Source organism: Flavobacterium sp., assembly GCF_013822155.1.
Lineage (GTDB): Bacteria > Bacteroidota > Bacteroidia > Flavobacteriales > Flavobacteriaceae > Flavobacterium.
This window is the reverse complement of the sequence record NZ_PNJW01000015.1, coordinates 20,198-38,024: the sequence shown is the minus strand read 5'-3', so window position 1 is coordinate 38,024 and position 17,827 is coordinate 20,198. Positions and strand designations below refer to the sequence as shown.

Here is a 17,827-nt window from a genome sequence, read left to right as displayed (position 1 = left end):
ATTAATTCTACTTTCTTTTCAAAATCTTATATTCTTCGTAACAATCGTTGATGGCATCCAACACTTGAAGATCATTGGCTGTTTTAATAAATTGTTCAGAATAATTGCAGCGTTCTAATATCTCGGCGATATCTTTTTTGTTAACCCCAAGCATGATTGCAATGGTTTCCCGGTCAAATTTTGAAGCAAGTAAGTTACGAACGGTATCGTCTTTATTCATTTCTTTTAACTTGCGGAGTTCCTTGGGTTTGTTCCCGAAGAAATTATAAAGCATGTCGGTCGGATTAAAGATAGAACCCAACACCCGATTAAATGCATTGGGTGAATATTCGCCGGCTTCATAACCATAAGGCAATCCCGAAATGCCATACCGATAGTTTTCTTTCACCGGAATTAATTTAGCATCAACCTGAAGATAACCGGTAAGATTATAAGGAGTAAGTACAACCTCTTCTAAAGCGATGGCTTTTTCAGTCAAACTGATTTGGGTTGTTTTTGTCTTAATCCAGTCATTAGTTACACGAACCCGAATGGATTGAAAACCAATTAATGAAATATGTAGTGTATCGTTAACCTGCACATTAATTTCAAACACACCTTTATCATCTGTAATCGTTCCCCGAACAGAATTTAAATTGATGATGTTTACGTTTGGTAACGGTTTTGATTTAGTGTCATCTAACACAGTACCGCTAACTCTCTGAGTTCGCTCTGCAATTTGTGCTGTGACTGAAGAAAGGGATAAAAACAATAAAAAAACTACAAAATATCTCATAAACGGTTTTAACGGTTTAAAAGTAATAAATCACTTTTAGATATTTTGTAGTTTCAGTATAATTATAAGAAAATTAACAAAAGTTAGTTAACTTCTTCTAGGTCTTCTTGTCTTTGCAGCTTCAAAAGAGCGGCTTGCAGGACGTTCGTTGCGTTCTCCACCTTCTGAACGTCTGGCTGGTCTTTCTGATGAAGTACCTTCAGTTCTTGGTCTGAATCCGCCTTCTTTGCGATCTCCTCTTGGAGCGGCACTACGTTCTGTTCTTGGACCGAAACCACCTGAACGGGGACCTGAACTTCTTTCTCCTCTGAATCCTCCGCCACCGCCTGAACTTCTTCCATTGTGGTCACGTCTTCCGCCACCATCATTTTTAGAAATTTCTACGTTGATTTTACGACCTTCCAATAACATTCCGTTTAACACATCCATTACTTTATCAGCGTGTTCCGCATCAGTATTAAAGAAAGAGAAGCCTTCTTTTACATCCACTTTATACACATCTTCACGACCTAATTCTAACGTATCGCGTAAAAAGTCTTTCAGTTGCATCCAATCGAAATTGTCACGTGAACCAATGTTTACAAAGAAACGGGTTGCTCCACTGTTGTTTTCTCTTGGTTCTCTGTCATCACGTTCGCGTCTTTCTGAACCGGATGATTGATTAGAGATGTCTCTGTTCTTTTTATAATAATTAATGAATCGGTTGAATTCTACCGATACCATTTTCTTGATTAATTCTTCTTTGCTTAATCCGTTTAAAACTTCGTTGATAGCCGGTAAGTAGTTGTCAATTTCATGATCAACTTCGGTATCTTTTATTTTAGTGGCTAAGTGCAATAATTGAATTTCACAGATTTCAATACCGGATGGGATTGTTTTCTCTTCAAATTTCTGTTTAATGATACGCTCAATAGCAGAGATTTTTCGCAATTCACTTTTAGTAACAATTACAATGGATGTTCCTAATTTACCGGCACGACCAGTTCGGCCTGAACGGTGGTTATAGGTTTCAATTTCATCCGGCAATTGGTAGTTTACTACGTGTGTAATGTTATCCACGTCAATTCCACGGGCAGCTACATCGGTTGCCACTAACATTTGGATTTGTCTTCCTCTGAACGACTTCATTACACTATCGCGTTGTGCTTGTGATAAATCACCATGCAAAGCAGCAGCATTATATCCGTCTTCAATTAGTTTTTCGGCAACGGCTTGTGTATCTCTTTTGGTACGACAGAAAACAACAGAGAAGATATCAGGGTTTGCATCTGCTAAACGTTTAAGAGCTTCATAACGGTCACGGGCATTGATTAAATAAAACTCATGAGATACTGTTGCAGATCCTGAGTTTTTTGTTCCTACGGTAATTTCTACCGGTTCGTGCATGAATTTTTTGGCAATACGCGACACTTCTGCCGGCATGGTTGCTGAGAATAACCAAGTGTTTTTCTCATCAGGTGTAGTAGATAAAATGCTTACAATGTCTTCATAGAATCCCATGTTCAACATTTCATCGGCTTCGTCAAGAATACAATAGTTGATTTGTGTAATGTTTACCAAACCTCTATTAATCATATCTTGCATTCTACCAGGAGTGGCTACAATAATTTGAGCTCCTCTTTTTACTTCTCTGGCTTGTTCTGAGATGCTTGCACCTCCGTAAACAGCCACCACATTAATTCCTTTTTCGTACTTGGAGTACAATTTAATTTCATTTGTAATCTGTAAACAAAGTTCACGGGTTGGAGATAAAATTAAAGCCTGCGTATTTCTATTGTTCGCATCAATTTTTTGGATTAGCGGGAAACCAAAAGCTGCCGTTTTCCCTGTCCCTGTTTGAGCCAACGCAACTAAGTCTGTTTCTTGTTCCAATAAGAGGGGAATCGCTTTTTCCTGTACTTCGGTCGGATTTTCAAATCCTAGATCGATAATCGCACGCTGTAGCGATTCACTCAATCCTAATTGTTCAAATTTATTCATATAGTATTTTAAATTGGGTGCAAAGGTACAGTTAAAAAACCATATAAACTAATACTGTTAGTTATTGATTTTTAATTAGTTGGAAGTTTTGAAAAGGGTGAAAGGTAAACGGTAATGGGTTATAGGTTCAATCTTAGTGAAAAAAGGAGGAAAAATGTTTCTTTTAATGTGTTAGAAAAGCAATCAATTTTTCCACTGCTAAACCCCGATGACTGATTTTTGATTTCTCGCCAATTGGCATTTCTGCAAAGGTTTTATCATAACCGGTTGGAACGAAAATTGGGTCATAACCAAAACCTGCTGAACCTCTTTTTTCAGGGATGATTTCTCCTTTTATAATTCCTTCAAATAAGTGCTGATTGCCATTTAGATTTAAACAGATTACCGTTTTAAATTGGGCTTTTCGATTTGTTTTATTGGAAAGATTGTGGAGTAGTTTTGCCATGTTATCATCAGCGTTTTTTTGTTCACCGGCATAACGGGCCGAATAAACACCGGGTTCGCCGTTTAAAGCTTCCACTTCTAAACCGGTATCATCAGCAAAGCAGGGGTAGCCATATTTTTCAGTGATGTAGTTTGCTTTTTGAATGGCATTGCCTTCAATGGTGGGGGCTGTTTCGGGTATTTCTTCCAAGCAACCGACGTCTTCTAAACTTAAGATTTGTAGGGTGTTTGGAAGCAGTAATTGTATTTCTTTTATTTTGTTTGGGTTGTTTGAAGCGAATACTAATTGCATGGTTTCGTTGGTTTATTTTGGCTGTTTTTTAACGTAGTCTTCAATAGCTTGGTTATCAATCATGACCTTCTTAATAACTCCGGTTCCGTTTTTAATGGCTACTTCAGCGTAGACTGATTTCTTGATGTCGCTTACACTTTCTGCATACGTTTGTTCAGCTTGGGGAGCTTTGAATTCGTTCATGTAGTAGCGGTCGAAGGGATATTCAACAGAGATTTTTTCGATGGAATCGTAATTGTTTGTGTAATCAATCTTTATTTCAAGGAAATCGGTGCGTTGTGTTGGTTGTTTGGAGTAAATTTTATCCATTACTGCAAATCCTTCTTTGTCTTGTTTGAAGGTGGCGTATATCTTTTGATTGAATTGGTAGTTGTCTGCTTTGTTTACAACTACGGTTCTGTTGGCGAAACGTAAATAAATGTACTTTCCACGGAAGGGATCATAAGGGTCTACGGGTTCGCATTTGAATTTTAAAACTGTTCCGGTGCTGATGATGTTTTCGTTGTGTGAAATCATTTCTGCGGGAATATAGAGTTGAACTGCCGCAACGAGTAGAAACAGTCCGAAAAGGAGGGCTTTAGTTTTCATGTTGTTTTCTTTTTTTGAGTAGAAAATAGTTTAAAGCAAAGAACCCGAAACCGACAATTATGAACATGACTCCGCGAACAATGAAGGTCATGTTTTCGTCAAAGAAGCGGCATCCGGTGAGGATGGCTATGATGAGTATTCCGAAATTGAGTCGTGCTATGCTGTTTGTTTTGTTTCCTTTTTGTATTTCCTGGAGGCCGAGGAGAAGGATGTAACAGTTTGCGATGACAACAGTGGCGATTATACTTATTTGTGCGGTTATAAAGAGTAGGGCTATGGCTAGAAAGTTAAAGTGAAATAGTGTTGTTGGTGTTTGTTTCTGTTTTTTGCTTAGTTGATAAAGGAGTATTGCGGCGGCAAGAAACAGTGAAACGGTAAGGGTTATGGCGAGTGAATCGGATTCGATGTTTTTGAGGGTTAAATGTTTCCAGATGAAACGGAAGCTTGCCATGTAGAGGATGTATAATCCGCCAAGTTTTCCGATGGTGAGGTAGCTGTTTGCTATGGTTTTGAGTTGATTAAAGGTTGTTGTTTTTCCGATGAGGTAGAAGAGGGCGATGAGAAAACCGTAGGTGATAAAGAGTAGTTCGTTGCTGTTTTTTGAAATTGTTCCGAGGTTTATTAGTAGGGTGAGGGCGATGAACCAATGGTGGAAGATGGTGAAGTTTCCGGTGGGTTGTTTTTTTAGTAGGGTATAGTAGTGTGGTGCGATGCCGACTAGCAGTAACCAATACCAATAGTTTTCTGCGTAGGGGTAATCGATGTAGCGAATGTTGACGTTGTATACGGTGATTCCGATGAGGAAGAGGAGGGACGTTAGTGATGATTTAAGGAGATATACCATTGGCAAACTGACGAGCATCCAGGTGAGGATGAAGGCGTTGAAGTTGCCGGGAATGTGGTAGATTTGAGATATTAGTGCTATGGAGGCTCCAACTCCACAGAAGAGGAATGCTCCGCTGCTTTCACGCCATGCGATTGATTCCGGTTTTTTTAGGATGGTGTATCCGGAGGCGATTTGACCTAATAGAAGCGGAAGGAAGGCGAGGATGGATTGAGTTGTGGTGCTGAAATCATCCCAGTTGTGGCCGATGAGGAGGATGATGCCGAGGCCTCCGAGGAGTGCTCCGAAGATGCCGAAAATGATGGGTAATTTAGAGGCGGTTGTTTGTTTGTTTTGGTAGTAGTTTGTTATGGCTGTGGCTACTTCGGGGGTGATGATGTTGTGGTGGAGCAGCTCGTCGAGTTGTTGTTTTTGCATGCTGTTTTTGTGTTGCGGTGTTGGTGTAAATTTAAGTATGTATTCTTTTTGTTTTACATTAGGGTTTGTTTTTTTTTTAAAATCTCGTAGCGTTTTTGAATAATCTCGTAGCGTTTTCGAATAATCTCGTAGCGTTTTCGAATAATCTCGTTGCGTTTTCGGATAATCTCGTATCGTTTTTGAATAATCTCGTTCCGTTTTCGAATAATCTCGTATCGTTTTCGGATAATCTCGTTCCGTTTTCGAATAATCTTGTGCGTGTTTCGGTAAACCTTGTGCGTGTTTCGATAAACCTTGTACGTGTTTCGGTAAATCTTGTGCGTGTTTCGATAAACCTTGTACGTTTTTCGATAAACCTTGTGCGTGTTTCGGTAAATCTTGTGCGTGTTTCGGTAAATCTTGTATGTGTTTCGATAAATCTTGTTCGTGTTTCGATAAACCTTGTGCGTGTTTCGATAAATCTCGTGTCGGAATCGGATAATCTCGTGTCGGAATCAGATAATCTCGTTGTTTTTTTGGGGAGGGTTTTCGATTTGAAGGGTTATGAATGGTATGGGTTTTTTTAGTTCTTTTAGTTTTTTTTACTTCGGCAGGCTCAGCATGACATCTTTTGGTTATGGGATTGAACGCGGATGACGCAAATGACGCGGATTAAAAGGATTTTTTACGGATATCGCTTCGCGATAAATGGATTTGAACGGATTTCCTTTGGGGGTGGAGAGTTTTTGGTTTTTTTAGTTCTTTTAGTTTTTTTAGTTTTTTAGTTTTTATAATTTTTTAAATTTTATTATAAGAATTATCATGATTAGTTTATTAAAAGTGTGAATAAGTTGTATATATTTGTTAATGTTTATTATTTAACGTGATTAAAATTAATTAATTTATTTTATAAAAAAGCTTATGAAAGGAATATACTTATCATTATTATTCTTTATTATAAGAGCATTTTTATTGAATGCTCAAAGTAATCATTCTTATTATTACAAAGGGCAAAAAATATACTTAACTCAAGATTGTATATCAAAATAGGAATACAAATTTAGCATCCAGTAAAAGTTAAGAATAAATTCTTAATCCCCAGTTGCGTAGCTATTGCATAACTTCATTAAAGAACTAAATTTTTAAAATAATTATAAAAACAACCTCGTTTAGTGCTATCTAAGTGAGGTTTGTTTTTTAGTATTCTGAAAACTACTATATTTACTTTAAGATTAATAGGAGTTAATTTGGAGAAGTTATAAAGGGAACAGAAACCGAAAAGACAACAATGAAATACATATTATTTTTACTCGTTTTTTTAAAAGCAACCATTGTAACTTTTGGACAACAAAATAGTATTGAGCAACAAATAGATAGTTTACTATCAGTTAAAACAACAAGACCTTTTAATGGAATAATTCTTATTTCTCAAAAAGGAAAAGCTAACTATTCAAAATTATATGGCTATTCGGACCTTGAGATAAAAGAGCCTTTAAAACTAAATGATCAATTTGTAATCGGCTCCATCAGTAAACAGTTTACAGCAGTTTTAGTACTTCGGGAATTTGACAAAGGAAACATTGATTTACATATACCCATTCGTGAATATTTGCCTGAATTGACTCAAAGCTGGGCTGATACTGTAACCGTACATCATTTGTTAACGCATATGCACGGTATTTCTCAATTAGACAAACCAACAACTTTTAAAGTTGGAACTCAATATTCTTATTCGCAAATTGGTTATGATTTGCTAGCTAAAATAGTAGAAAAAACTTCTAAAAAATCTTTTGCAGAACTTTCAGAGAATTTATTTGAAGAGTGTGGAATGAAAAACACTTTTCATCCTGATATTAAAAAATATAATCGTTTAGTTAAAGGTTACACTGAAATTGAAAATGGTAAAATAGAATTTGAAACAGAATCATTTCAAAACTATGTTGCTGCGGGTTCTTTCATTTCGACAGTTAACGATTTAAATAGATGGAATAGCTTGTTTTATAATGGAAAACTATTGAAAGGGAAGACAATGAAGCTGTTAAAAACAAAACAAAAAGGAGCAGTTCGAAATCACCCAATTTTTGGGATTACGGAATATGGTTACGGAATAACTATTGATGCAAAAGATACTATTTTGCAGTTTGGACAAACCGGTTTTGCCCCGGGTTTTGTTTCAATGAATTTTTATTTTCCAAAAACAAAGACAAGCGTAATTGTATTTGAAAATGTTGCCTATGAGACTGACGATTTGAAGAAAACTTTTTATTATCACACTGAAATTTTGAAAATCATAAGAAACGAAATAAAAAACTATCGCTAACAGTAGTAGCTTTTGCACAACCTTTTTAAAAAACTACTATATTTACTTTTGAAATAATTGCAATCAGTTAGTGAAGTGGTTTATATACTGTGTTAAAAGTGGGTGACTGACTGACTATTAAAAAATAAATTTTAAATTTGATTATAGTAAAAAAGTAGTTTTATGACGAATAACACAGTTACCTTGCACCGCGTTTTAGCTGCACCGGTGGAAAAAGTATTTAAAGCCTTTACGGATGCTGATGCCATGGCTTCGTGGTTTCCGCCTTATGGGTTTGTTTGTAAAGTGCATAGTTTGGACTTTAGGGTTGGGGGGTCTTATAAAATGACGTTTACTAATTTTACTACCGGTAGCGGACATTCTTTTGGGGGTAGCTATTTAGAAATTCTGCCGAATGAATTGCTGCGGTATACCGACCAATTTGATGACCCTACTTTGCCGGGACTGATGATGACGACCATAAAATTTAAAGCGGTTTTGTGTGGCACGGAACTTTTTGTAACACAGGAAGGAATACCTGCGGAAATTCCTTTAGAGATGTGTTATTTGGGATGGCAAGAATCGTTAGATAAATTAAAACGCTTAGTAGAACCTGTTATTCCGGACGCTTAAATAAAATAAAAGTATGGCACAAATTAATCCTTCTATTAACTTCAACGGCAATGCCGAGGAAGCTTTCAATTTTTATAAATCAGTTTTTGGCGGTGCGTTTGCCCGGGTTATTCGGTATAAAGATATGCCTATTTCTGAATTTCCGATTTCTGATAAAGAGGCAGATAAGCTGATGCACATTGCCTTTCCTATTGGCAGTAATGTTTTGATTGGTAATGATGTTCCTGAGTGTATGGGGGTTGTGAGTGAAAATGAAAACAGGTCAAAAATATCCATTAGTGCAGAAAGCAAAGCGGAAGCTACTCAGTTATTTGAGGGACTTTCAGCAGGCGGGCAAATAGAAGTTCCACTTGACGAAAGCCCTTGGGGTTCTTATTTTGGGATGTTTAGAGATAAATATGGTATTGAGTGGATGGTTGATTTTGATCCGAGAGATCAGGTGAAAATTTAATTGGGGTAACATTTGTCCAATATATAAGGGTTTAAATATAAAAAGGAAATAGTAAGTTTACCTTTTGAAAAATGAATTATATGAGAAAAATTTACTTTTTACTACTTTGTACAGTAGCAAGTTACAGTCAAACGCAAATTGGGACTGATATTGATGGAGAAGCGGCTGATGACATTAGTGGTTATAGTGTTTCGTTATCCTCTGATGGGAATGTCTTAGCAATTGGCGGAATATACAATGATGGAAATGGAACTAGTTCCGGTCATGTACGAGTATATAGCAATAATTCTGGGGTTTGGACACAAATAGGAGCTGATATTGATGGTGAAGCCGCAAATGATGCTAGTGGTTATAGTGTTTCGTTATCAAGTGATGGAAACATTGTAGCAATTGGTAGCTATGCAAATGATGGAGATAATGGAAATTTTCCAAATACCGGTCATGTTCGGGTTTTTCAAAATCTTGCAGGAGTATGGACACAAATAGGAAGTGACATTGATGGTGAATTTATAAGTGACTTAAGCGGTTGTAGTGTTTCTTTGTCAGATGACGGATCAATTATTGCAATAGGTGCTTTAAGTAATGATGCAAATGGTTCCGCCTCAGGAAATGTAAGGGTTTTTAAAAATATTTCAAATGTTTGGACACAAATTGGAAATAGTATTAATGGAGAAGCAGCTCTTGATTTTAGTGGTGCAAGTATTTCACTCTCTAATGATGGTTCGATTTTAGCCATCGGTGCCTACAACAATGATGGAGTAAACGGAACAGATTCCGGTCATGTTCGAGTATATCAAAACATAGCAAATAATTGGATTCAACAAGGCTCTGATATTGATGGGGAAGCTGCAAATAACTTTAGTGGCTATAGCGTTTCTTTATCCGGAGATGGTTCTACAGTGGCTATTGGAGCCTATTATAATGGAGGTGCTACAAATTCGCCGGGATCCGGTCATGTTCGTGTTTATAAAAATCTATCCAATGTTTGGACACAAGTGGGTCTTGATATTTATGGTGAAGGAAATGGTGATTATTTTGGTCATAGTGTTTCTTTATCCAATGATGGAAATGTATTGGTTGTAGGTGCCCCATTGAATGATGGAAATGGATCAAATGCCGGTCTTGTGCGAGTGTATCAAAATATTTCAGGAGCTTGGACGCATATAGGTTTAGATATGGACGGGGAAGGAGTTGATGATAATTTCGGTATTAGTCTTTCTTTATCCGGTGATGGCAGCACAGTGGCAATAGGAGCAACTAACAATGACGCTAATGGTTCAGATTCCGGTCATGTTCGTGTGTTTGATATCTCTCCTGTTTTGAGTTCAGATGGTTTTGTTTTATCGAAATTTTTAATCTATCCCAATCCGGTTTCAGAACTAGTAACCATTAGTTTGCAAAACGATTTAGAATTAAAATCAATCAACATTTACAATTCACTCGGACAATTTATAAAATCAGAAAAGAATTCTAGTATTGATGTTCGTCAATTATCAAAAGGAACCTATTTTTTTGAAGTCATAACAAATAAAGGAAAAGCGACAAAAGCTATTATTGTGGAGTAAATAACGGATTTCTTTTTAAGAAAATAGGTTGCCTAAATAATTTCAGGCAACCTATTTTGTTTAATGGTATTTTATGTATTTTGTATCAGTTGAGGAACTCCTTTGAAGTCATTTACGATAACAGGCAAACAGTTAGTTTCTTAGGTGAATTAAAATTTTGGTTATATTTGTTTAGATTGTGTTGAAAGTTGCCAGAAAGGGTAACTGAAGGCGATTTACATTTTAAAGTCATTAGAGCAGAGACTTACATTAAAGATAATGGAAAATGGTATTTTGTTTTGCAACCATTTGGGACTTAGAGAAGCTGTGGAGATAAAGCAAAAACTATGAACTTCGTGAAAATGCCGCTAGTTAGCAATGATTTTATTAAGGAACTAAAATACTAATTTTAACAATTTAAAAAGTTATGATTAAATCTTTTATTTCAATTTTATTTTTGGGGTTAATTGTCTTTTGTAAACCTGGCTTTTTTTCTTTGTCGGAGGATAATTTATCAACCAAAAATGACACAATACCGGTTGGGGTTTTAACTTTTTTAACGACAAGAGACGGTAATTTTGAAATATATTCAATGACTGCTGATGGTAAAAATGTAAAAAACCTGACAAATAACCCGGCTTTGGACTTTTGGTCATCATGGTCACCGGACGGAAAATATATTTTATTTTATTCCAACCGCGACGGGAATAATGAAATTTATAGAATGGATGCCGACGGAAAAAATCAAATTAATATTTCCAATCATTCCTCTAACGATTATTTACCGGCATGGTCACCCGATGGTAAAAAGATTGCTTTTACGTCAGACAGAGACCATAAAAGCAGGGAAATTTATATTATGAACGTTGATGGTACCAACGTTATCAGAATTACAACCAATGAATTTTTTGAAGAAGTCCCAACTTGGTCAATAGATGGAAGCAAGATACTTTTTACACGGCAAATTAAAGAACCGGATGACACCTCGCATGCAGCCAATGGAGAAATTTTCATTATTGATATCGACGGAAAGAACGAACAGCAATTAACCTTTAAAAAAGGATATGATTCAGGAGCAAAATTTTCACCTGACGGAAAGAAAATAGCATTCTATGGCCCTACGGATGACAAAAACTTCGAACTATTTTTGATGAATTCTGACGGTAGTAATATTATTAATTTGACAAATGACATATTGGAGGATTACTCACCTTCTTGGTCACCGGACGGAAAATGGATTGCCTATTCAAGTGGAACTTCGGCACAATATGATGTGTGGTTAATTAATGTTGAGACTAGAAAGAAAATTCGTTTAACTACAGAACCAAAACGAAATGAAACACCGGTTTGGAAGCCAACTTTATCAATGAAATAGTATGAAAGCAATAAAGTAAAAACAAGTTTGTTTACTAAAAATTTTAATCTGTAAGGGCTAATTAGTTGTAAACTTGATTTGGTTATGGTATTTTAGCTAAATAATTATAAAAATTACTTTTACAAATAAATAAAGAAACACTTTACGCATGAAAAAAATGAAATTATTTTATGTTTTTTTAATTGGAATTTTGATTCTTTCGTCTTGTTCAAGCAGTGATGATTCTGCGGATATAATTATTGGAAAATGGAGAGCAATAGAGCAATATGAATCGAATCAACTTGTTGATATGCCTACGTGTTTGCCCCATATTTATACGGAATACAAAGCGGATAACTCGGTTAGTGGCGGTAAGATTTTTTCGAATGATTTTCCGGAAGAATGTAATTTGTTAATGTTTGATTTAGGCGTAGTTTGGGAAAATTTAGGCAATGGTAATTACCGATTTGGTTATAGTAACGAACAAGGAAATATACAGAAAGTGTACAAGGATGGATTAAATTTAGTGTTTGAAAGCCCGAATGGGGTTACTAAAGTAATCTGTGAACCGTATTAAAAATTGGATGATTCAATTGTTTGTGTTTGATGAGGTTATGAATTTTCTTTTATTGTTCTTTCTATGTACTAATCATAAATTACTAGTGTACTAGAAGTGTATTACAAAGTTATACCTAAGTTATACCTAAGTTATACCTAAGTTATACCTAAGTTATACTGGTGTTATAGGAGTGTTATAAAACAAGTTGTACATTATTTGCAAACTGCACTACTTTTTTAGCTCAAAATTGAACCCAACCGTTTTGATTTTAAATCATTAAATTGTTATTTCTACCAAAAAGAATGATGTTTACCTTAAATCTTATTTTATATTTGCTCTCACAAGGGGTGCTCATTTCTACTATTTAAGGGGAATACAACCACCACTAAAAGTGAAAATAATTAAAATAAGTTACCTTCCTTTGCAGTATGAAAAAGATTGTGATGTTAATTAGTTTGTTTTCCGTGTCTTGTTTTGCTCAAGCACCGGGCATTCAATGGCAGAAATCCTTTGGCGGTTTCAACACCAAGTTTATTAAAGAGTAAATTAGTTATGTCCACACTAGTATTAAAACGAACTACTTCAAACGACCCGGACTTTAAAGCCTTGGTGGTTGAGTTAGACAAAGATTTGAAAATCAGAGATGGTGAAGAGCATTCGTTTTATGCTCAGTTTAACGGAATAGATACAATAAATCATGTAGTAGTTGGTTATATAAACCAATTGCCCGTGGGTTGCGGTGCCGTTAAAGAATACAATGCAGAGACCATGGAAGTAAAGCGGATGTTTGTTCCTTTATCTCAACGTGGAAAAGGAATCGCTTCGCAGATATTAGTTGAGTTGGAAGCCTGGTGTAAAGAGTTGGGTTACAAAGAATGTGTGTTAGAAACAGGATTCAAGCAACCGGAAGCCATCGCACTTTATAAACGGAATGGTTACCATATCATACCAAATTATGGACAGTATGTTGGAGTAGAAAATAGCATTTGTTTTAATAAATTATTGACCCCTTAACGTTTTATTTAATAGGCTATGAAGTTTAAAAAAAGAATATTACCGTTTGTTTTAATGTTAACCTTACTGGGGTTTTCCCAAAATAATGAAACGGATAAGGTGTTAGAAGAAGGAAAGAAACTATACCGTTTGGAGAAAGCCGCGTGGTATGGCGTTGATGACTTTCTAGAACGATTCAAATCAAAGCAGGATAGTTTAGCCGGATACTTGTCTTATTTCAATGACCAAGGCAATGTGATTACCATCTTTTACGGACGTGATACGTCTCAGATATTGGTTCGCTATGAGTTTGAAAATTTGCCAACAAAAAAGCCCTTGCACATTGACACCCGCAACAGAACCACAGAACCTTTGGAGAAAATATTAATAGAAATGCGTCAGAATGCAAAGAAAAGGGTAAAAGCAAACATTAGCGGTTTTTATAAGTTTTATGATGAAACGGCTATGAGTTACATACCCGTGTTCAGTAAAAATGAACGAAAAGTGTATGTGATAACGGCCTCAAAAAAGAAAGGGGAGATCACCTTAGGTAATGATTACCTTTTACATTACAACAACAACAATAAGTTTGTCTCTGAAGAGAAGTTTCATCATTCCTTAATTCGCTTACAAGCAAAATCAGGTAACAGAAAGAACAAGCTGATTGAAACGACACACACCAACGTAATCAGTGACTTCATTGATGCCACAGATATTTGTTCACTCTTGCTTTACAAAGATTTTGTAGAATGGAAAAAACACATTGTACTGAGTGATAAACAGGTAACTGTTTTTATGCTGGACACCGAAACCCTTTACACCATGACCCGAAAGGATTGGGATAGGGCAGCAGCAGCAAAATAAGGAAAATAAACCACTTCCGATTTTTAGTATAATCTCCTGACCTAGAGGAGAAATAGCATTCTTTTTTCAAAAAAAACAAGTTATAAATTACCTAGAATTCATCAAAATGTCGTAAATTTAAGGGTGCAATTTTTTCCATCTTCTTGAAAAAATTGGGATGAAAAAAGTTGGATTGAAATGGGTTGCTCAGGTTGATGAAAACCGATTATTTCAATAAACTTTCCGGAATTCAACAAACTTTCAATTCATTGGGTTGTATACTGACTAGCTGTGCATATTCATTTATAACTATAAAAACATGAAAAAAACAATTGTTAAATCCGTTTTACATAACCTTTTGTTTGGGTTATTTTTTGCCCCGTTGCTTTTTGCACAAGAAACTAAATCGAGTGCCAATGTTATTACTTCAAAATTTGATTTTATTCCTGGCGAAAAGGTTGTTTTTTATGATGATTTCACCAATGAGAATGTTGGCGATTTTCCGGTGCAATGGAATACCAATAGCAGTGGTGAAATTGTGACAGTTAATAATTTTCCAGGTAGATGGTTTCAGTTTATAGGTGGAGGATATTATATTCCGGAAGCTAAAGAGAAGTTTACAGATAATTTTACGGTAGAGTTTGATTTAATTCCCTCTACTACTATTGAAGGTGTAAATTATTTATTCAATATGCAATTTCTTTTTGTTTCCGGAACGTTAAATAACCCGAACGAAGGAGGAGCTATCCCCGGGAAAGCAGGAACCAGCATGACTGCAGATTATGAAAATATTAATTGGACGAATTGGTCAGAAAGTAATGAAGGATATAAAGACAATGGTAATTCCAGTTTTATGTTCATGACGGGAGAAAAATATCATGTTGCTTTTTGGATTCAAAAACAACGGATTCGAATGTATGCCAATGATAAAAAAGTATTGGATTTGCCCAGAGGTTTAATAGAAGGATACGTTTATAATATATTCAGAATACAAACCTCAGATGAAATTAATCCATTGATTTCAAACTTCCGTATCGCAGCAGGTTTACCGGATATGAGAAACAAATTAATCACAGAAGGTAAATTAGTGAGTTATGGTATTCAATTTGATGTTAATTCAGATAAAATTAAACCGGAATCTTATGCTACAATCAAAGAGATTGCTCAGGTGTTAAAAGATAATCCAACCGTTAAAATTAAAATCATCGGTCATACAGACAGTGATGGAGATGACAACAGCAACCTAAACTTGTCTAAACGCAGAGCAATTTCAGTTAAAACAGAACTTACTAAATCATTTGGAATTGATTCATCCCGAATGGAAACGGATGGTAAAGGAGAAAGTCAAGCCTTAGCTCCAAACGATACCGGACTTAACAAAGCAAAAAATAGACGGGTTGAATTTATTAAACTTTAATTTCTTTATAAAAACAATAATGTTCAGTATAGTTATACATTCATCTGAACAAAAGATAGTAGGTGTATTTTAAAGCATAAAAAAAACTCCCGCTAAGGGAGTTTTTAATTAAAAAAGGTAGTGTTTGATTATTTTAATTTGTCATTCACCATAGCAATAACTGCTCCAACAGCAGCACTCATGACGATAGTAATGGCAACATCAATTACAATATTTTGATAGTTTACTTCCCTAGAGGAATACATATAGAAATTCATGGATAACGCATAGAAAAATCCAATAACTGCTCCTGCTTTTGCTCCGGTAGAAGCATGTTTAATTCCTGCCCATTTCGTAAAAATATAAGCCATGAAGAGTCCATACGTAAGGCAACCCAAGGCAATGAACATCAAGTTCATGTTTTCTCCTTCCGGGTAAAGATCGCTGAATAACATGCCATAGAATACCCATCCTAAAAGGAAGTCGACAATTCCGCCAACAATTCCGGCTACTAAAAAGTTTTTCATTTTCATAAATAAATGTTTTTGGTTAGAACTATAAATTTATAAAAAAGATTGAACAACTGTTAAATAAAAGGATAAAAAATTAAGAATTATATATTTTATCGTATAAATGTTGGTACTTTTCTTTCACAATCTTACGACGAAGTTTTAAGGTTGGCGTAAGATGTCCGGCTTCAATGGACCAAACATCGGGAGTGAGTTCAAAGCGTTTTACTTTTTCCCAATTCCCAAATTTTTCATTGGCATGGTCAACTTCTTGTTGGAACCGCTCAATTACTTTTGGATTTGCAATAAGTTCTTCATTTGTTCCCGTAATTTCGAAACCATGACGATGAGCCCATTCACGTACGAAGCCAAAATTAGGTTGAATAAAGGCAGCCGGCATTTTTTCGCCATCACCAATGACCATCACCTGCTCCATAAAAAAGGATTGTTTCATGCGGTTTTCAATAAGTTGTGGAGCAATATATTTACCACCGGAAGTTTTAAACATTTCTTTTTTCCGGTCGGTAATTTTAAGGAACCCATCGGCGTCAAATTCACCAATATCACCGGTGTGAAAATAGCCTTCTTTAATAACTTCATTCGTTAAGGTTTCATCTTTGTAGTAACCCATCATAACGTTAGGTCCTTTGCAAAGGATTTCACCATCTTCGGCAATTTTTACTTCTACATTTTTAATGAGTTTTCCAACGGTTCCCACACGGAATAGTCCGTTTCGCATATCATTTACACTGATCACCGGCGATGTTTCGGTTAGTCCGTATCCTTCCATAACCGGAATATTGGCAGCTGCAAAAATGCGGGATAAACGGTGTTGTAAGGCCGCACTACCACAAACCATGACTTCTAAATTACCGCCTAATCCTTCTTTCCATTTACTGAAAATTAGTTTTCGGGCAATGGCAAGTTGTTTTTCGTAGAACCAACCATTTTCGCCGTAGGGTTTATATTTTAATCCGAGGGTAACTGCCCAGAGAAACAGTAGCTTTTTAATTCCTTTTAAATCGGTTCCTTTTGCATGGATGCTGTCGTAAACTTTTTCTAAAAGTCGAGGAACAACAGTCATTACATTGGGATGCACTTCTTTGAGGTTAACTGTTAATTTATCAATGCTTTCTGCAAAATAAACCGAAACAGAATAATATTGATAGATGTATAAGATAACCCGCTCGAAAATATGGCAAATGGGTAGAAAACTCAATGCTTTACTGGTGCCTTCTTTAAACGGAATTCGGGGAGCACTGTCCAACACATTTGAAACGATGTTATTGTGAGAAAGCATTACTCCTTTTGGTCTTCCTGTCGTTCCTGAGGTATAAATAATGGTGGCTAATTCTTCTGGTTTTACATTGTTTTTTCGGTCTTCTACAACATCTTGGTTAGTTGTATCGGCACCTAATTCCAACAGTTCTTTCCAGTTATTACATCCTTCGATTTCATCGAAAGAAAAGACTTTCTGTAATGAGGGAACGTTCTGTTTTATGCTGTTTAATTTATCAAAAACAACTTTATCTGAGACAAAACAATACTTTGATTCAGAATGATTTAGAATGTATTGGTAATCTTCCGGAGCGATAGTTGGATAGATAGGAACAGTTTGTGCACCTACTTGAAGAGAACCAATATCCATGATGTTCCATTCGGTTCTGTTGGCTGAAGTGATGATGGCAATTTTATCATTTTTATTGACACCTAAACGCAATAAAGCCCTCGAGATAGTATTTGATTTATCTATGTATTCTTGGGTTGAGGTTTTTACCCATTCACCATTATATTTAGTAACAAAGCAATCAGGAATGTTGTTTTTTTCAAGTTGATAGTATGGAAAGTCGAAAAGACGGGTGATAGTAATCATTATTAAATAATTTTGATACTAAAATAAGTAACTTAATTTAATAATCATATTTAA

Annotated in this window: 16 protein-coding genes; 9 read left to right on the top strand and 7 right to left on the bottom strand. The window is 35.7% G+C overall.

What is annotated here, in order from left to right; genetic code table 11:
• Window positions 1-7: 7 nt before the first annotated feature.
• The 5 genes from C0512_RS05895 to C0512_RS05875 all read right to left on the bottom strand — a co-directional run bounded on the left by C0512_RS05895 (window position 8) and on the right by C0512_RS05875 (window position 5,340).
• The gene (locus C0512_RS05895) at window positions 8-775 is read right to left on the bottom strand and encodes a carboxypeptidase-like regulatory domain-containing protein (protein WP_290859686.1); all 768 of its coding nucleotides are present in this window, start codon (window positions 773-775) and stop codon (window positions 8-10) included.
• 87 nt (window positions 776-862) lie between these two features.
• Entirely contained in the window at window positions 863-2,755 is a 1,893-nt protein-coding gene (locus tag C0512_RS05890; protein ID WP_290859684.1) for a DEAD/DEAH box helicase, read from the bottom strand.
• Between the two features lie 163 nt (window positions 2,756-2,918).
• Complete coding sequence (locus tag C0512_RS05885; RefSeq protein WP_290859682.1) at window positions 2,919-3,491, bottom strand: non-canonical purine NTP diphosphatase; 573 nt, start codon at window positions 3,489-3,491, stop codon at window positions 2,919-2,921.
• 12 nt (window positions 3,492-3,503) lie between these two features.
• Complete coding sequence (locus C0512_RS05880) at window positions 3,504-4,079, bottom strand: GDYXXLXY domain-containing protein (RefSeq protein ID WP_290859680.1); 576 nt, start codon at window positions 4,077-4,079, stop codon at window positions 3,504-3,506.
• The gene (locus tag C0512_RS05875) at window positions 4,069-5,340 is read right to left on the bottom strand and encodes a DUF2157 domain-containing protein (RefSeq protein ID WP_290859678.1); all 1,272 of its coding nucleotides are present in this window, start codon (window positions 5,338-5,340) and stop codon (window positions 4,069-4,071) included. The genes C0512_RS05880 and C0512_RS05875 overlap by 11 nt, the downstream gene beginning before the upstream one ends.
• A gap of 1,267 nt (window positions 5,341-6,607) precedes the next feature.
• On the opposite strand from C0512_RS05875, the gene C0512_RS05870 reads away from it, so the two are divergent.
• The 9 genes from C0512_RS05870 to C0512_RS05830 all read left to right on the top strand — a co-directional run bounded on the left by C0512_RS05870 (window position 6,608) and on the right by C0512_RS05830 (window position 15,412).
• Window positions 6,608-7,639, top strand: coding sequence for a serine hydrolase (locus tag C0512_RS05870; protein WP_290859676.1), 1,032 nt, complete (start codon window positions 6,608-6,610; stop codon window positions 7,637-7,639).
• 162 nt (window positions 7,640-7,801) lie between these two features.
• A complete protein-coding gene (locus C0512_RS05865; RefSeq protein WP_290859675.1) occupies window positions 7,802-8,251 on the top strand; it encodes an SRPBCC family protein in 450 nt (149 codons plus the stop codon).
• 13 nt (window positions 8,252-8,264) lie between these two features.
• Window positions 8,265-8,702, top strand: a complete 438-nt coding sequence (locus C0512_RS05860; protein ID WP_290859673.1) for a VOC family protein — start codon at window positions 8,265-8,267, stop codon at window positions 8,700-8,702.
• Between the two features lie 80 nt (window positions 8,703-8,782).
• Window positions 8,783-10,267 carry a T9SS type A sorting domain-containing protein gene (locus C0512_RS05855; protein WP_290859671.1) on the top strand — a complete coding sequence of 495 codons (1,485 nt, stop codon included), beginning with the start codon at window positions 8,783-8,785 and terminating at the stop codon, window positions 10,265-10,267.
• Window positions 10,268-10,673: 406 nt separating this feature from the next.
• Window positions 10,674-11,621, top strand: a complete 948-nt coding sequence (locus tag C0512_RS05850; RefSeq protein ID WP_290859670.1) for a translocation protein TolB — start codon at window positions 10,674-10,676, stop codon at window positions 11,619-11,621.
• A 157-nt stretch (window positions 11,622-11,778) separates the two neighbouring features.
• A complete protein-coding gene (locus C0512_RS05845; RefSeq protein ID WP_290859668.1) occupies window positions 11,779-12,177 on the top strand; it encodes a hypothetical protein in 399 nt (132 codons plus the stop codon).
• Window positions 12,178-12,711: 534 nt separating this feature from the next.
• Window positions 12,712-13,173 carry a GNAT family N-acetyltransferase gene (locus tag C0512_RS05840; protein WP_290859667.1) on the top strand — a complete coding sequence of 154 codons (462 nt, stop codon included), beginning with the start codon at window positions 12,712-12,714 and terminating at the stop codon, window positions 13,171-13,173.
• A gap of 18 nt (window positions 13,174-13,191) precedes the next feature.
• Window positions 13,192-14,016, top strand: coding sequence for a hypothetical protein (locus tag C0512_RS05835; RefSeq protein WP_290859666.1), 825 nt, complete (start codon window positions 13,192-13,194; stop codon window positions 14,014-14,016).
• 298 nt (window positions 14,017-14,314) lie between these two features.
• Window positions 14,315-15,412: an OmpA family protein gene (locus tag C0512_RS05830; RefSeq protein WP_290859665.1), complete on the top strand. Its 1,098-nt coding sequence runs from the start codon at window positions 14,315-14,317 to the stop codon at window positions 15,410-15,412.
• A gap of 128 nt (window positions 15,413-15,540) precedes the next feature.
• Here C0512_RS05830 and C0512_RS05825 read toward each other — a convergent pair whose 3' ends face one another.
• Window positions 15,541-15,924, bottom strand: a complete 384-nt coding sequence (locus C0512_RS05825) for a hypothetical protein (protein WP_290859664.1) — start codon at window positions 15,922-15,924, stop codon at window positions 15,541-15,543.
• Between the two features lie 73 nt (window positions 15,925-15,997).
• Window positions 15,998-17,773, bottom strand: coding sequence for a long-chain fatty acid--CoA ligase (locus tag C0512_RS05820; protein WP_290859662.1), 1,776 nt, complete (start codon window positions 17,771-17,773; stop codon window positions 15,998-16,000).
• Window positions 17,774-17,827: the final 54 nt, after the last annotated feature.

What these genes read in the sequence shown, in the direction of transcription:
- C0512_RS05890 (WP_290859684.1), bottom strand. Translation starts at nt 2,755, where the DNA reads ATGAATAAATTTGAACAATTAGGATTGAGTGAATCGCTACAGCGTGCG.
- C0512_RS05835 (WP_290859666.1), top strand. Translation starts at nt 13,192, where the DNA reads ATGAAGTTTAAAAAAAGAATATTACCGTTTGTTTTAATGTTAACCTTA.
- C0512_RS05855 (WP_290859671.1), top strand. Translation starts at nt 8,783, where the DNA reads ATGAGAAAAATTTACTTTTTACTACTTTGTACAGTAGCAAGTTACAGT.
- C0512_RS05825 (WP_290859664.1), bottom strand. Translation starts at nt 15,924, where the DNA reads ATGAAAATGAAAAACTTTTTAGTAGCCGGAATTGTTGGCGGAATTGTC.
- C0512_RS05845 (WP_290859668.1), top strand. Translation starts at nt 11,779, where the DNA reads ATGAAATTATTTTATGTTTTTTTAATTGGAATTTTGATTCTTTCGTCT.
- C0512_RS05880 (WP_290859680.1), bottom strand. Translation starts at nt 4,079, where the DNA reads ATGAAAACTAAAGCCCTCCTTTTCGGACTGTTTCTACTCGTTGCGGCA.
- C0512_RS05860 (WP_290859673.1), top strand. Translation starts at nt 8,265, where the DNA reads ATGGCACAAATTAATCCTTCTATTAACTTCAACGGCAATGCCGAGGAA.
- C0512_RS05850 (WP_290859670.1), top strand. Translation starts at nt 10,674, where the DNA reads ATGATTAAATCTTTTATTTCAATTTTATTTTTGGGGTTAATTGTCTTT.
- C0512_RS05840 (WP_290859667.1), top strand. Translation starts at nt 12,712, where the DNA reads ATGTCCACACTAGTATTAAAACGAACTACTTCAAACGACCCGGACTTT.
- C0512_RS05830 (WP_290859665.1), top strand. Translation starts at nt 14,315, where the DNA reads ATGAAAAAAACAATTGTTAAATCCGTTTTACATAACCTTTTGTTTGGG.
- C0512_RS05885 (WP_290859682.1), bottom strand. Translation starts at nt 3,491, where the DNA reads ATGCAATTAGTATTCGCTTCAAACAACCCAAACAAAATAAAAGAAATA.
- C0512_RS05875 (WP_290859678.1), bottom strand. Translation starts at nt 5,340, where the DNA reads ATGCAAAAACAACAACTCGACGAGCTGCTCCACCACAACATCATCACC.
- C0512_RS05865 (WP_290859675.1), top strand. Translation starts at nt 7,802, where the DNA reads ATGACGAATAACACAGTTACCTTGCACCGCGTTTTAGCTGCACCGGTG.
- C0512_RS05820 (WP_290859662.1), bottom strand. Translation starts at nt 17,773, where the DNA reads ATGATTACTATCACCCGTCTTTTCGACTTTCCATACTATCAACTTGAA.
- C0512_RS05895 (WP_290859686.1), bottom strand. Translation starts at nt 775, where the DNA reads ATGAGATATTTTGTAGTTTTTTTATTGTTTTTATCCCTTTCTTCAGTC.
- C0512_RS05870 (WP_290859676.1), top strand. Translation starts at nt 6,608, where the DNA reads ATGAAATACATATTATTTTTACTCGTTTTTTTAAAAGCAACCATTGTA.